General features: G+C 74.0%; 9 protein-coding genes. 7 read left to right on the top strand and 2 right to left on the bottom strand.

Annotation, left to right across the window (positions count from 1 at the left end; all coding sequences use genetic code 11):
• Positions 1-147: 147 nt before the first annotated feature.
• The 5 genes from EDF18_RS05895 (at position 148) to EDF18_RS05875 (ending at position 6486) form a co-directional block, all read left to right on the top strand.
• A complete protein-coding gene (locus tag EDF18_RS05895; protein WP_123546793.1) occupies positions 148-1137 on the top strand; it encodes a LacI family DNA-binding transcriptional regulator in 990 nt (329 codons plus the stop codon).
• A gap of 200 nt (positions 1138-1337) precedes the next feature.
• The gene (gene araB, locus EDF18_RS05890; RefSeq protein WP_123546792.1) at positions 1338-3098 is read left to right on the top strand and encodes a ribulokinase; all 1761 of its coding nucleotides are present in this window, start codon (positions 1338-1340) and stop codon (positions 3096-3098) included.
• Positions 3095-3805, top strand: coding sequence for an L-ribulose-5-phosphate 4-epimerase (locus EDF18_RS05885; RefSeq protein WP_123546791.1), 711 nt, complete (start codon positions 3095-3097; stop codon positions 3803-3805). The genes araB and EDF18_RS05885 overlap by 4 nt, the downstream gene beginning before the upstream one ends.
• Entirely contained in the window at positions 3802-5355 is a 1554-nt protein-coding gene (gene araA / locus EDF18_RS05880) for an L-arabinose isomerase (protein ID WP_123546790.1), read from the top strand. Before EDF18_RS05885 ends, araA begins: the two co-directional genes overlap by 4 nt.
• A gap of 123 nt (positions 5356-5478) precedes the next feature.
• Positions 5479-6486, top strand: coding sequence for an LLM class flavin-dependent oxidoreductase (locus EDF18_RS05875; RefSeq protein WP_123546789.1), 1008 nt, complete (start codon positions 5479-5481; stop codon positions 6484-6486).
• A gap of 222 nt (positions 6487-6708) precedes the next feature.
• Here the strand turns inward: EDF18_RS05875 and phoA are convergent, their stop codons facing one another.
• On the bottom strand, positions 6709-8619 hold the full coding sequence (gene phoA / locus EDF18_RS05870) for an alkaline phosphatase (RefSeq protein ID WP_233568992.1): 1911 nt from the start codon (positions 8617-8619) through the stop codon (positions 6709-6711).
• A gap of 190 nt (positions 8620-8809) precedes the next feature.
• A complete protein-coding gene (locus tag EDF18_RS05865; RefSeq protein WP_123546788.1) occupies positions 8810-10129 on the bottom strand; it encodes a hypothetical protein in 1320 nt (439 codons plus the stop codon).
• A 142-nt stretch (positions 10130-10271) separates the two neighbouring features.
• On the opposite strand from EDF18_RS05865, the gene EDF18_RS16275 reads away from it, so the two are divergent.
• Both EDF18_RS16275 and EDF18_RS05855 read left to right on the top strand, forming a co-directional pair.
• Positions 10272-11423: a helix-turn-helix transcriptional regulator gene (locus EDF18_RS16275; RefSeq protein WP_158614622.1), complete on the top strand. Its 1152-nt coding sequence runs from the start codon at positions 10272-10274 to the stop codon at positions 11421-11423.
• A gap of 257 nt (positions 11424-11680) precedes the next feature.
• Positions 11681-14869, top strand: a complete 3189-nt coding sequence (locus EDF18_RS05855) for a S8 family peptidase (protein WP_123546787.1) — start codon at positions 11681-11683, stop codon at positions 14867-14869.
• The last annotated feature ends 81 nt before the right edge of the window (positions 14870-14950 follow it).

Raw genomic sequence — 14950 nt, 5'->3', positions numbered from 1 at the left:
GCGCCTCCGTCGTCCCCGGGGGGTGGCGACGCCGGTGCCTGAGTCCTCGACGAGGCCCGGTGACCTGGCCACCCGGCCATCCGGCCACCCGGCTGGGTCCGGCACCACCGGCCCGAGCAGAAACCGAACGACCTTTAGGATCAGACAGTGGCAACCCTCTTCGACGTCGCGGCCGAGGCCGGCGTCTCGCACCAGACGGTGTCGCGCGTCGTCAACGGCGACCCCACCGTGCGCCCGACGACCAAGGCCAAGGTCGACGCCGCCGTCGAGAAGCTGAACTACCGGCCGAGCCTCACCGCGCGGGCGCTCGCCAGCCGCAAGACCCGGTCGATCGGGCTGATCAGCACCGGGTTCCCCTTCTACGGGCCGTCGAGCACGATGCACGGCTTCAACGGCGCGGCTCGCCGAGCCGGCTACCAGGTGTCGATGGCCACCCTCGACGGCGACGACGCCCGGGCCGTCCAGCAGGCCGTCGACGCGTTCGTCGGCCAGGCGGTGGCCGCCATCGTGCTGATCGCGCCGGACGCCGAGGCTCTCGACGTGCTGCGCTCCTCCCGGGTGGCGGTTCCCCTGGTCACCGCCGACAGCGTCGCCGAGGACGGCCACCACGCCGTGTCGATCGACCAGGCCGCCGGCGCCGAGCTCGCCGTCGAGCACCTCGCCTCGCTCGGCCACCGTTCCGTCGCCCACGTGGCGGGGCCCGAGGCCTGGATGGACGGGCGCGACCGCGAGCGCGGCTGGCGCGACGCGTGCGATCGGCTCGGCCTCGACGCGGGGCCGCTGCTGCGGGGTGACTGGACGCCCGCCTCCGGGCACAGGCTGGGCCTCGAGCTCGCCGAGCGCGGAGACGTCACCGCGGTGTTCTGCGCCAACGACCAGATGGCCCTGGGCGCCATGCACGCGTTCTGCGACGCCGGCCTCGAGGTGCCCCGGGACGTGAGCATCGTCGGCTTCGACGACGTGCCGGAGGCGGCGCACTTCCTGCCCCCGCTCACGACCGTCAGGCAGGACTTCGAGGCGCTCGGCCGCCGCATCATGGACACGGTCGAGGCCGTGCTCGCGGGCGACGACGAGACCGTCGACGCCGTGCTGCCCGAGCTGGTCGTCCGGCGCTCGACGGCGTCGCCCCGGCGCTGACCCGTCGTCGAGCCCGCGCTGAGCCGTCCCCGGACCGGCGTCGAGCCGACACTGAGCCGGCCTCAACGGCTCCTCTCCGGGGCCCCCTCCGCGTTGCACGCACGACCCGCGGCGTGTGAGAATGTGAGCGCTCACTTTCGCGTGGGCCCCCCACCAGACCCGCCCCTCCGGGGCTCGCACCACCAGGACAAGGACGTTCCATGGCAGACACCACCGCCGCGCCCGACGCACACGTCGTCGGCGTCGACTTCGGCACGCTGAGCGGACGGGCGGTCGTCGTCCGCGTGTCCGACGGGGCCGAGCTCGGCACCGCCACCCACGACTACGCGCATGCCGTGGTCGACCGGACCCTGCCCGTCGGCGGGGCTCGACTGCCCGCCGACTGGGCACTGCAGGTGCCGAGCGACTACGTCGACGTGCTCAAGCAGGCCGTGCCCCGTGCCCTCGCCGAGTCCGGCATCGACCCGGCCTCCGTCATCGGCATCGGCACCGACTTCACCGCCTGCACGATGGTCCCCACGACGGCTGACGGCACGCCCCTCAACGAGCTCGAGCAGTTCGCCGACCGGCCGCACGCCTACGTCAAGCTGTGGCGTCACCACGCCGCCCAGGGCCAGGCCGACCGCATCAACGAGCTCGCCCGCGAACGCGGCGAGTCGTGGCTGCCGCGCTACGGCGGGCTCATCTCGAGCGAGTGGGAGTTCGCCAAGGGGCTCCAGCTGCTCGAGGAGGACCCCGAGGTCTACGCCGCGACCGAGCACTGGGTCGAGGCGGCCGACTGGATCATCTGGCAGCTCAGCGGCCGCTACGTCCGCAACGCCTGCACGGCCGGCTACAAGGGCATCCTGCAGGACGGCGAGTACCCGAGCGCCGAGTTCCTCGCCGCGCTCAACCCCGACTTCGCCGACTTCGCCGAGACGAAGGTCGTGCACGAGATCGGCGCCCTCGGCGACGCCGCCGGCACGCTGACCGCGGAGGCGGCCGGCTGGACCGGCCTGCCCGAGGGCATCGCCGTCGCGGTCGGCAACGTCGACGCCCACGTCACGGCCCCCGCCGCCAAGGCCACGCAGCCAGGCCAGATGGTCGCGATCATGGGCACGAGCACCTGCCACGTCATGAACGGCGCCGAGCTGGCCGAGGTCCCCGGCATGTGCGGAGTCGTCGACGGCGGCATCACCGAGGGCTTCTGGGGCTACGAGGCCGGCCAGTCGGGCGTCGGCGACATCTTCGCCTGGTACGTCCGCAACCAGGTGCCGCAGTCGTCGGTCGACGCGGCGGAGGCGGCCGGCACCAGCGTGCACCAGTACCTGACCGACCTCGCCTACGAGCAGCCCGTCGGCGCCCACGGCCTCGTCGCGCTCGACTGGCACAGCGGCAACCGCTCGGTGCTCGTCGACCACGAGCTGAGCGGCGTGATCGTCGGCCAGACGCTCGGCACCGCCCCCGAGGACGGCTACCGGGCGCTGCTCGAGGCCACGGCGTTCGGCACGCGACGCATCGTCGAGGCCTTCAACGACTCCGGCGTCCCCGTCACCGAGTTCATCGCCGCCGGCGGCCTGCTCAAGAACCGTCACCTCATGCAGACCTACAGCGACGTGCTCCGCATGCCGATCTCGACGATCCGCAGCGAGCAGGGCCCCGCGCTCGGCTCCGCGATCCACGCCGCCGTCGCCGCAGGTGCCTACCCGGACACCCGCGTGGCCAGCGACGCGATGGGCAGCCTGGACCGCGCCTCCTACACGCCCGACCCCGCCGCCGCCGACGCGTACGACGCGCTCTACGCCGAGTACCTGCTGCTGCACGACTGGTTCGGACGCGGCGGCAACGACGTGATGCACCGCCTCAAGGCGATCAGCAGGGAGGCGCGGGGCGGCTCGCACGCACCGGTCGCCGAGCCCGAGGCGCCCGCCGCCTCCGGCGGCTCGGCCGCCGCCGACACCGCCGCGGAGGTGACCCCGTGAGCTTCATCGACCGCGCGACCGAGACCGCCATCGACGAGACGCGTCGCGCCGTGTGCGACCTGCACGCCGAGCTGACCCGGTACGGCCTCGTGGTCTGGACGGGCGGCAACGTCTCGCAGCGCGTGCCCGGCACGAACCTGTTCGTGATCAAGCCGAGCGGCGTCGACTACGACGACCTGACGCCCGAGAACCAGATCCTCTGCCACCTCGACGGCACGGTCGTCGAGGGCAGCCCGGGCAGCGAGCGGAGCCCGTCGAGCGACACCGCGGCGCACGCCTACGTCTACCGCCACATGCCGAAGGTCGGGGGAGTCGTGCACACGCACTCCACGTACGCCACGGCCTGGGCCGCCCGCGGCGAGTCGATCCCGTGCGTGATCACCGCGATGGCCGACGAGTTCGGCGGCGAGATCCCGATCGGCCCGTTCGCGATCATCGGCGACGAGTCGATCGGCGAGGGCATCGTCGGCACGCTGGACGGCCACCGCAGCCGCGCCGTCCTGATGCAGAACCACGGCGTCTTCACCATCGGGAAGGACGCCCGCGACGCCGTCAAGGCCGCCGTCATGACGGAGGACGTCGCCCGCACGATCCACCTCAGCCGCCAGCTCGGCGAGCCGATCCCCATCCCGGCCGAGAGCATCGACGCTCTCTTCGACCGCTACCAGAACGTCTACGGCCAGAAGCCCTCAGGAGCACTCGCATGAGCATCGACACCACCAGCACCACGCCCTCCCACGTCGTCGACCCCGAGGCCTTCCTCGCCTCGAAGCAGGTCTGGTTCCTCACCGGCAGCCAGGGCCTCTACGGCGAGGAGACGCTGCGCCAGGTCGCCGAGCAATCGAGGGCCATCGCCGACGAGCTCGCCGAAGCCTCGGGCGTGCCCGTCGAGCTGGTCTGGAAGCCCGTCCTCACCGACGCCGAGACGATCAAGCGCACCATGCTCGAGGCGAACCTCGACGACTCCGTGATCGGCGTCACCGCCTGGATGCACACGTTCAGCCCCGCCAAGATGTGGATCGGCGGCATCGACGCCCTCCGCAAGCCCCTGCTGCACCTGCACACGCAGGCGAACGTCGAGCTGCCCTGGGCCGAGATCGACTTCGACTTCATGAACCTGAACCAGGCTGCGCACGGCGACCGCGAGTTCGGCTACGTCCAGACCCGCCTCGGCGCCCCGCGCAAGACGGTCGTCGGGCACGTCAGCGACCCCCGCGTGCAGCAGCAGGTCGGCACCTGGATGCGTGCCGCAGCCGGCGCCGCCGCCATGCGCTCGCTGAAGCTCGCCCGCTTCGGCGACAACATGCGCTTCGTCGCCGTCACCGAGGGCGACAAGACCGAGGCCGAGCTCGCGTTCGGCGTGCAGGTCAACACCTGGGGCGTCAACGAGCTGGCGGAGGCGGTGGCCGCGGCCCCCGAGTCCGCGGTCGACGACCTCGTCGCCCTGTACGAGCGCGAGTACGACGTCGTCCCCGAGCTGCGCGCCGGGGGCGAGCGCCACCAGTCGCTGCGCGACGGCGCGGCGATCGAGATCGGGCTGCGCTCGTTCCTCGAGGCCGGCGGCTTCGGGGCCTTCACGACCAACTTCGAGGACCTGGGGGCGCTGAAGCAGCTCCCCGGCCTCGCCGTGCAGCGCCTGATGGCCGAGGGCTACGGCTTCGGCGCCGAGGGCGACTGGAAGACCGCGGTGCTCGTGCGTGCTGCCGCCGTGATGGGCGCCGGCCTGCCGGGGGGCGCCTCCTTGATGGAGGACTACACCTACCACCTCGTGCCCGGCGCCGAGAAGATCCTCGGCGCGCACATGCTCGAGGTCAGCCCGTCGCTGAGCTCGGCCCGCGCGTCGCTCGAGGTGCACGAGCTCGGCATCGGCGGCAAGGACGACCCGGTCCGGCTGGTCTTCACGGCCGACCCCGGCGAGGCCGTCGTCGTCGCGATGAGCGACGTCCGCGACCGCTTCCGCCTCACGGTCAACGTCGTCGACGTGGTCGAGCCCGACGCCGACCTGCCGAACCTGCCCGTCGGCCGTGCCGTCTGGGAGCCCCGCCCGTCGTTCGCCGTCTCGGCCGAGGCCTGGCTCACGGCCGGCGCCGCCCACCACACCGTGATGTCGACGGCCGTCGGCCTCGAGGCCTTCGAGGACCTGGCGCGCATCCTCGAGACCGAGCTGCTGATCATCGACGAGCACACCACCATGCGCGAGTTCACGCGCGAGGTGCGCTGGAACGCGGCGTACCACCGCCTGGCGCGCGGCCTGTAGCCGCGGGCAGAGCCAGCCGAGGAGGCGGTCCGCGCGGTCCTGAGGGACGGCGCGGGCCGCCTCCTCGTTCGTCTGCGCAGCACGTGCGGGAACACCACCCGTGCCTCCGTGGTTGCAGCCTGCATGACCGTTCCCCTCTCGATCCTGGACCTCGCCCCCATCGCACCCGGAGAGACGGCGCGCGACAGCTTCGCGGCGTCGGTCGCCCTCGCGCAGCAGGCCGAGAAGAGCGGGTACCGACGCGTCTGGTACGCCGAGCACCACAACATGGCGACGATCGCGTCGAGCGCGACGTCGGTGCTGATCGCCCACGTGGCGAGCCAGACGTCGACGATCCGGCTCGGCTCGGGCGGCGTGATGTTGCCGAACCACTCGCCGCTGACCATCGCCGAGCAGTTCGGCACCCTCGAGACCCTGCACCCGGGGCGCATCGACCTCGGCCTCGGCCGCGCGCCCGGCAGCGACCAGGCGACGTTCCGCGCGCTGCGCCGCGACCCGGCGTCGTCCGAGCGGTTCCCGCAGGACGTCGTCGAGCTGCAGGCGTTCCTCGCCGGGCAGTCGCGCATCCCCGGCGTCAGCGCCACGCCCGGGGCCGGGACGAACGTGCCGCTGTACATCCTCGGCTCGTCGACCTTCGGGGCGCAGCTCGCCGCCGCGCTCGGCTTGCCGTTCGCGTTCGCGTCGCACTTCGCGCCGGACATGCTGCACGACGCCGTGGCGATCTACCGCCGCGAGTTCCAGCCGTCGACCCAGCTCGACGCCCCGTACGTGATCGCCGGCGTCAACGCCATCGCCTCCGACGACTCGGACGAGGCTCACCGGCAGCTCGCCGACGTGAAGCGCGCCCGCCTGCTCATGCTGCTCCGCCAGAGCGGGCAGATCACGGTCGACCGGACCTTCGGCGACGACGAGCTCGACCACCTGCTCCGCACGCCCGTCGGCGCGCACGTCGCCAGCATGACGACCTTCACGGGCGTCGGCACGGGCGAGGAGGTGGCGGACTACGTCGCCGAGTTCGCCCGCAGCGCCGACGCCGACGAGGTCATCGTCGCGCACTCGTCGCTCGCCACGTCGGCACGCCTGCGCTCGGTCGAGCTGCTGGCCGACGCGCACGCCCGCGTCGCCGCGTAGGCCGCGGCAGGCCGACGCGCCCGACAGCCCGACGCCGCCGGGTGTCGACGAGTCAGGAGACGACGTCGTTCGCGGTCCCGTCGGAGGGCGCCGAGCCGGGGCCGCGACGACGTGACCTGATCCGTCGACGGGACGGGTCGAGGCGGACCTCCGCAGGGACCGGGACGTGAAGGAGGCGCGGGCCCTGTCGGACCCGCGCCTCACGTCGACCTCCCGCCGGGGCTACAGCCCCGAGTGGTCGATCAGGGTGCGGCGTCGCCGACGTGCCACGAGCACCGTGCCGGCGCCCGCGAGCAGCAGGGCGAGCACGAGCGCGGGGAGCGCGTCCGAGCCGGTGAAGGCGAGCGGACCGGAGCCCGCCGCGGTGCCGGAGCCCGAGCCGCCCGCGCCTGACCCGGCGCCGCCCGCCCCGCCGGTGGCGGGAGCGGAGGGCGACGGCGAGGCGACCGGGTCGGCCACGACCGAGACCGCGGCGCTCCGCACGGTGCCCGTCTGCACGCCCGTGACCGTGACCGTCCGGTCGCCCAGCGTGGCCGGTGCCGTCACCGTGAACGTCGCGACGCCGTCGATGACGTCGACCGTGCCGAGGCTGGCTCCGTCGAACGTGCCCGACGCCTGGCGGTCGCCGTCGAGGCCGGAGACGACCACGTCGAAGGTCGCGCCCGGCGCGACCTGCGTCGGCGCGGCGATCGTCGCGTCGGCGCTCAGCGAGACCAGGTCGCGGTCGAGCTGCAGCGCGTTCGCGATGGTGAAGAAGTTGTCGGTCTGGTCGATCAGGCCGACGACGTTCGCGGCTCCCGGGCCGTAGCCGGCGACGCGCAGCTGCGTGCCGGTGTGCTGCTGCGACCCGCCCGCCGCGGCGGTGCCGTAGGCGATCTTCATCGTGCTGCCGTCGACGGTGGTCAGCGCGGTGCTGAGCGTGGCCGGGGGAGTCGAGTCGACGATCTGGCTGGTGTGGGCGTGGTCGGCCGTCACGATGACGAGCGTCTCGCCGTCGGCCTCGGCGAAGTCGAGGGCCGAGCGGACCGCCTCGTCGAGGTCGAGCACCTCGCCGATCTGGCCGCACGCGTCGGCGCTGTGGTCGCGCTTGTCGATGGAGGCGCCCTCGACCTGCAGGAAGAAGCCGTCGTCGCCGTCGAGCAGGTCGATCGACTTCTCGGTCAGCGAGGCGAGCGACAGGTCGGTGCTGAGGCGTGCCGGGTTCGGCTGGCAGGTCTGCGGTGCGAGGTCGGCGCCTCCCACGGTCGCGGTCGTCGAGGCGAAGCGCGTGGGGAAGTTGCCGTCCGCGAAGGTGCCGAGCACCGGTGCGGTCTGGTCGGCGGCCGTCAGGGCGTCGAGGCCGGCCTGGTCGGTGACGCGCTGGTAGCCGCGGTCGGTCGCCTGGGCGTCGAGGGTCTGGCCGGTCCACTGGCCGGCGCGCGCCGTCTGGCGGAACGACGCCGCGCCTCCTCCGAGGGTGAGGTCGGCACGGGTGCCGATGATCTGCTCGCTGATCGAGCCGAGGCCGCCCTGGTCGAGGGCGTCGGCACCGCACTGCGTGACCGAGTCGGGGCCGTAGCAGCTGCGTGCTGCGACATGGGCCGCCTGCACGGCCGGGGTCGCGTCCTGCAGCTCGGCGGTCGACACGTTGCCGGTCTTGAGGCCGTTGGCCTTGGCGATCTCGACGAGGGTGTCCTGCGGGGTGCCCGCGATGTCGACCGAGATCGCGTTGTCGTAGGTCTTCGTGCCGGTGGCCCAGGCCGAGCCGGTCGCGGCGGAATCGGGCACGTAGTCGGGCTTGCCGTCCTTGCCGAGCGAGTAGGTCGTGTACTGGCCGGTGAGGGGCAGGGCGTCGATGCCGGGCAGGGTCCCGCCGGCGCCGTAGGCGTAGTTGCGGGCCGACGTGATCTCGCTGTCGCCCATGCCGTCGCCGATCAGCAGGATGACGTTCTTCGCCGGTCCGGCCTTCACCGACTCGAGCAGGGCGGCGGTGCTGTCGTCGGCGCTGCGGGCGGCCCCGCCGTTGTCGGCGACGTCGGCCGGCGTCGCCGCGAGGGCGACGGCCGGGCTGAGGACGAGGGCGAAGGAGGCGAGGGTCGCCGCCGCCCCCGTGGCCAGTGCCGCGCGGCGGCGGCGGGTGTTCGTGGGGGTCACGTGTCTGCTCCAGTGATCGTGGTCGCGGGCGGGCGTGCACTCCCTGCACGTCCGAGCCCAGCAGAACCCGCGGTCGTGTCCGCCCGGTGAACGGACGCGGTGCGGCAGGTGAACACCCCCGGACGGGGCGCGTGAGGCGACTGCGGCTACGGCGTGACCACGCTGCGGCTACGGCGCGCCCGCGCTGCAGCTACGGCGCGACGTACAGCCAGAGCAGCACGACCGCGACCGGCTGCAGCACGATCCCGCCGACGAGCAGCGTCCGGCGGACGACGGGCCGCTCGGAGACGGCCGGCGCGCCGAGCAGCGGCGTCAGCGGCAGCAGCAGCCGGAACAGGCTCTGCTGCGGCAGGAACACCGCCACGAGGTAGAGCGCGAAGCTCGCCGTGAACGCGACGGTCTCTTGGCCGAGGCGCAGCGTCGACCGGCGGGTGAACCACACGGCGGCGAGCACGAGCAGCGCGACGACGAGGGCGATGCCCGCGATGCCGAGCCACCGCCCGGCGAGCAGGAACCACGGCGTCAGCGGCACGAAGGCAGGGCGGCCGACGTAGTCGACCCACCAGGCCATCTCGGTCTGCAGGTAGGCGTCGTGCTGACCGGTGGCGAGGTGCGCGACGACGGGCCAGGCGAGCCCGGCCGCGGCGACGGCCGCTCCTGCCGTCACGATCTGCACGAGGTCGCGCCGGGGCAGCACCTGCCACGGCCAGGGCCCCAGCCTCGCCCACAGCTTCGGCGACGCCGACGACGCCGACCCGGCAGCAGGCTCGTGACCCGACGACGGGCCCGCAGCCCGCTCCGTCCGCCACCGCACCACCAGGTGCACGGCGAGCGCCAGTGCCAGCGCCAGCGCTCCCGGGCGCGTGAACGCCGCGACCACGCCGCACGCGAGCACGAGCCCGTACCGCCGCTGCTGCATGGCGAGCACGCCGCCGAAGAGGAGGAACAGCATCAGCCCCTCCGCGTACCCGACGGAGAACAGGAACCCCATCGGCCCGAAGCACAGCAGCAGCACGGCCCAGATCGCGCCCCGGTGTCCGACGGCCGAGTCGACGAGCCGGTACAGCACGAGCGCGGCGCCCGCGCCGAAGGCGGTCGACAGCAGCAGGGCGGCACCGCTGAACGGCATGCCCGTCGCCACCATCAGCAGGTGGCAGAGCGTCGGGAACACCGGCAGGAACGCCCACTCGTTCGGCAGCACGTTCCCCGCCGCGTCGGTCGGCAGCACGGTCGGGTAGCCCTGCAGGGCGATCGTCCGGTAGCGGTCGGCGTCCCACGACGTGGTGAAGTCGAGCAGCGAGAGCTCGGCGCCCGGCGTGCGGAACTCGACGCCGGCGAGGCGCGCGGCCTCCCACACCACGGCGAGCAGCACCAGGGAGAAGACGCGCGACACCAGGTAGACGGTCAGCACCGTCGACCAGCGGGCGGGCAGCCACGACGCGAGGTCCGGCGACCGGCGCCGACGGACGTCGGGGCGCAGCGAGGAGGCGGTGGTCGCCCCGTCGCTCACGGAGCGTCCCCGAAGCTGGTCATCCGGAAGACGTTACCCCGCGACGGCCGGCGGGGCGGCCCCGGGGCACGCCGGGGTCGCCCAGGGGCCAGCCGGGCCTGCCGGGTCGCCATGGGACGCCCCGGCAGGGCACGATGGCCAGATGACCCTGCCCTCCCTCGCCGCGCTCGGCATCGACCCGGTCACCGCCGCGGTCTACGAGTTCGTGCTCACCTGCGGCGACACCGTCGACGTCGCCGCCATCGCCTCGGCCCGCGAGCTGGACGACGCCGTCGTCGTCACCGCCCTCGAGCAGCTGCGCAACATCGGCCTCGTGCACCGCACCGCCGAGGGCCACGGCCGACAGGCCCCCGGCTACGGGGCCGTCGACCCCCGCGTCGCGGTGTCCGCCCTCGTCGCCGCCCACGACGAGCAGCTCGCCGACGCCCGCACCGCGGTCTCGGGCCTCGGCGCCCTCTTCGACGACGGCCGCCGGGTGGCCGACCCGTCGGGCACGACGACGGTGCTGACCGGCCACGCAGCGGTGGGCGACTGGTACTCCCGGCTGCAGCACCGGGCGAGGGGCGAGTTCCTCGCGTTCGACCGGCCGCCGTACGTGGTCGCCACCAACGAGTCCGTCGAGCGCGGTGCGCTCAACCGCGGCGTGCACTGGCGCGCGATCTACACGGTCGCGAGCTTCACGGTCGACGGCAGCCTGCAGGGCGTCCACCGCCTCGGGGCGGACGGCGAGGAGGCGCGGGTCACCCACGACCTGCCGGTCAAGCTCGCGATCGCCGACCGCCAGGTCGCGCTCGTGTCGGTCGGACCGCTCGACGACCCGACGGCCGCCCCCGAGGCCCTCCTCACGGAGTCGCCCGCGCTGATCGCCGCCCTCTGCGACCTGTTCGAGTCGCGCTGGCGGACGGCCGTCCCCGTGCCCGCCCTGGCCGAGACGGTCGACGCCTCGGGCGAGGGGGCAGGCGCCGCCGTCGACTGGTCCGAGGTCGCGGCCCGGCTCGCCGCGGCCACGCAGGGCTCGGGCCCCGGCGTCCCCTCCGACGTAGTGGGAGCGGCGGGCGGGCGTGTCTCCGCCGACGGCCCGCCCGACCCCACGACCGGCCTCCGCGCGCCGACCGTCGACGAGCGCGACCTGCTCGCGTTCGTGGCCGCGGGCGCCACCGACGACGTCATCGCCCGCCAGCTCGGGATCTCGCCCCGCACCCTGCGCCGTCGCCTGCACGACCTGTTCGACGAGCTCGGCGCGAGCAACCGCTTCCACGCGGGGGTCGAGGCGGCGCGACGCGGCTGGGTCTGACACCCGCGCTGACCGGCCGACCCGCGCCTCCTCGGTCCGTACCCCGTCGAGGAGGCGCGGGTCGGCGGGCGGCCTCGTCCAGTGGGCATCGTGGGGGACCGGGCGTACCCCGTTCGGCTGCGTCCGTGTAAATTCCGTGGCCGATCGAGGACAGTGGCCGGGTTCGGCCATGGCCCCCGGTTGAGGGTCGTCGCATTCTCAGGTAATTCTTACGGATCGACCGTGCCCGACCGGGTGCGGCACCCGGAAGGCACCCTGTGATCACATCGTCCGGCCGACGACGGCCGAAGGCTCCACTCTCCGCACTGCTCATCTCGGGACTCGTCGCCGCCGGCGTCGTCGCGCTGCCGGCCACCTCGGCCCTGGCGGCCGACGGTCCCGCCGTGGTCGGCGACTCCCAGTTCGCGAGCGGGTCGTACATCGTCACCCTGCGCGAGCCCGCGGCCGCGACCTACGAGGGCGGCAAGGCCGGCTTCGCCGCCACGGCCGCCCCCGAGGGCGCGCGCCTCGACGCGCAGGCTGCACCGGTGCAGGAGTGGTCCGAGCACCTCGAGCAGACCCAGGCAGAGGTGGCCGACGCGGTCGGCGCCACCGTCGACGCGCACTTCTCGGTGACGACGAACGCTTTCGCCGCCGACCTCAGCGCCGACCAGGCGCGGGCCCTCGCCGCCGACCCGTCGGTCGCGGCCGTGTCGAAGAACGAGCTGCTGAAGCTCCAGGCGACGCCCTCGACCGAGTTCCTCGGGCTCGGCGACGCCGAGGGGAACGGCGGCGTGTGGGACGAGATCGGCGGCCGCGACGCCGCGGGCGACGGCGTCGTGGTCGGGATCATCGACTCGGGCATCGCCGCGGGCAACGCCTCGTTCGCGGGCGACTCGCTCGGCGAGCAGGACAGCGCCGAGCCGCACCTCGAGGGCGACTCGATCGTCTACGACAAGAGCGACGGCGGCACCTTCACCGGCGTGTGCCAGACGGGCGTCCAGTTCACCGCCTCCGACTGCAACACGAAGCTGGTCGGCGCGCGCTACTTCGTCGACGGCTTCGGCGTCGACAACATCGGCACGGAGGAGCAGGGCGAGTACCTCTCGCCCCGTGACGGCAACGGCCACGGCTCGCACACGGCCTCGACCGCGGCGGGCAACGCCGACGTCGAGGTGACCATCGGCGACCGCGACTTCGGCACCATCTCCGGGGTGGCACCGGCCGCGAAGATCGCGGCCTACAAGGTCTGCTGGGACGGCCCCGACCGGGTCGCCACCGACGACGACGGCTGCGCCACGCTCGACCTCGTCGCGGCGATCGAGGCCGCGGTGACCGACGGCGTCGACGTCATCAACTACTCCATCGGCGGAGGCGGCGCGACGAGCACCTTCTCGGCCACCGACCAGGCGTTCCTCGGCGCGGCCTCGGCGGGCGTCTTCGTCGCGGCCTCGGCCGGCAACGACGGCCCCACGCCGACGACCGCGGACAACGCGGCGCCCTGGATAACCACCGTCGCCGCGAGCACGGTCCCGAGCTACGCGGCCACGGCCCTGACCGGCGACGGCGCCTCGTACCTCGGCGGCTCGATCACGGTGCCGACCGGCACCGAGGGCGTCAGCGGCTCCCTCGTCGACGCGGCGACCCTCGCGGCCGACGGGGCGACGGCGGCCGACGCGGCCCTGTGCCGTCCCGACTCGCTCGACGCCGACGCGGCCGCCGCCTCCGGCGCGATCGTGCTCTGCGACCGCGGCGTCTATGACCGCACGGCCAAGAGCGCCGAGGTCGAGCGCATCGGCGGCGTCGGCATGCTGCTCGTGAACCCCGCGCCCAGCTCGGTCGACCTCGACGAGCACGTCGTCCCCACGGTCCACGTCGACGCGGCGTCCTACGACGCCCTGCACGCCTATGCGGCCACCGAGGGCGCGACGGTCACCCTCGTCGACGGCAACCCCGCCGGCCTGCCCGAGCCCGCCACGCCCCAGATCGCCGGCTTCTCGTCGCGTGGCCCGGTGACGGCCGACGGCGGCAACCTGCTGAAGCCCGACATCTCCGCGCCCGGCGTCGCGATCCTCGCCGACGGCGCCAACGCCGCCGGCGAGCCCGGCAGCTACGAGTTCCTCTCGGGCACGTCGATGTCGTCGCCGCACGTCGCGGGCCTCGCGGCGCTCTACCTGTCGCGCACCGTGCACCCCGACTGGACCCCGGCCGAGGTGAAGTCGGCGATGATGACCACCGCCTACGACCTCGTCGGAGCCGACGGCGCGCCGACCCAGGACGTCTTCGCGCAGGGCGCCGGCCACGTCGACCCCACGGCGTTCCTCGACCCGGGTCTGCTCTACCGCAGCGGGACGGCCGACTGGCAGGCGTACGTCGACTCGATCGACACCGTCGAGGGCACCGACTCGTCGCTGAACCTGCCGTCGATCAGCGTCGGCTCGCTCGCGGGCACGACGACGGTCACCCGGTCGGTCACCGCGACGGGCCCCGGCAGCTGGACGGCCGAGCCGGTCACCCTGGCCGGCGTCACGGCCGAGGTCTCGCCCTCGACGCTGACCTTCGCGGAGGCAGGCGAGACGCAGGACTACACGGTCGCCTTCACCCGCACCACGGCCGCGCTCGACGAGTTCGCCACCGGCTACCTGACGTGGACCGACGGCACCCGTGACGCGCGCAGCCCGCTCGCGGTGCGGCCCGTCCAGCTGGACGTCGCCGCGGAGTTCGCGGGCGAGGGCGTGACGGGCGAGGCGACGATCGACGTGACCGCCGGCGACGCCCTGTCGCTGCCGCTCGCCGCCGAGGGCCTCGCCCTCGGCCAGGTCGCGACGGGCTCCGGCACCGCCGGCGCCGACGCCGCCCAGGTGCCGCTCACGGTCGCCGAGGGCACGACGCACGCCCGCTTCGTGCTCGACTCGGCCGAGGACACCGCCGACCTCGACCTGCTGCTCTACACGGCCGACGCGTCGGGCCAGCCCGACGAGCTGGTCGGGGCCGCGGCCACCGGCTCGGCCGACGAGCAGCTCGACGTGGAGACGCCGGCGGCAGGCCAGTACGTGCTGCTCGTCGACTTCTACTCGGGCGCGGGCGACCTCGGCTGGACGCTGACGTCGTACCTGCTCGACCCGGCTGCGGCCCAGGGCGGCCTCGTCGTCGACCCAGCCGTGCTCGAGGCCGGGCTCGGCGAGACCACGACGGTCACCGCCTCCTGGTCCGAGCTCGCGTACGAGAGCAGCTACCTCGGCCGCGTCGTCTACGGCGACACGGGCACGGCGAGCTACCTCACCGTCACGACCGGCGAGGAGCCCGAGACGCCGGTCGACCCGGGCCCCGGCCCGGGGGAGCCCGGCGGTCCCGGCCACGGCGGCCCGGGGCACGGCGGCTTCGACCTGCCCGGCCTGATCGGCTGGATCTGGGGCGCCATCGGCGACCTGTTCCACCACTGGTTCCCGGGGCTGCCCTGGCGCTGAGCCGAGGCTGACGCCGTCGCGGGCTGTCGCGATCGCGGGCTGATCGCGCAGGAGGCGGTCCGCACCTTCCCCCCGGAGGGT

This window comes from Frigoribacterium sp. PhB107 (assembly GCF_003751515.1).
In the GTDB taxonomy this organism is placed as follows: domain Bacteria; phylum Actinomycetota; class Actinomycetes; order Actinomycetales; family Microbacteriaceae; genus Frigoribacterium.
Note: the sequence above shows the minus strand (reverse complement) of the source record. Positions and strands in the feature narration are given on the sequence as shown.

Coding starts and splice junctions, on each gene's coding strand:
- araA (WP_123546790.1), top strand. CDS start 3,802: ATGAGCATCGACACCACCAGCACCACGCCCTCCCACGTCGTCGACCCC.
- EDF18_RS05875 (WP_123546789.1), top strand. CDS start 5,479: ATGACCGTTCCCCTCTCGATCCTGGACCTCGCCCCCATCGCACCCGGA.
- araB (WP_123546792.1), top strand. CDS start 1,338: ATGGCAGACACCACCGCCGCGCCCGACGCACACGTCGTCGGCGTCGAC.
- EDF18_RS16275 (WP_158614622.1), top strand. CDS start 10,272: ATGACCCTGCCCTCCCTCGCCGCGCTCGGCATCGACCCGGTCACCGCC.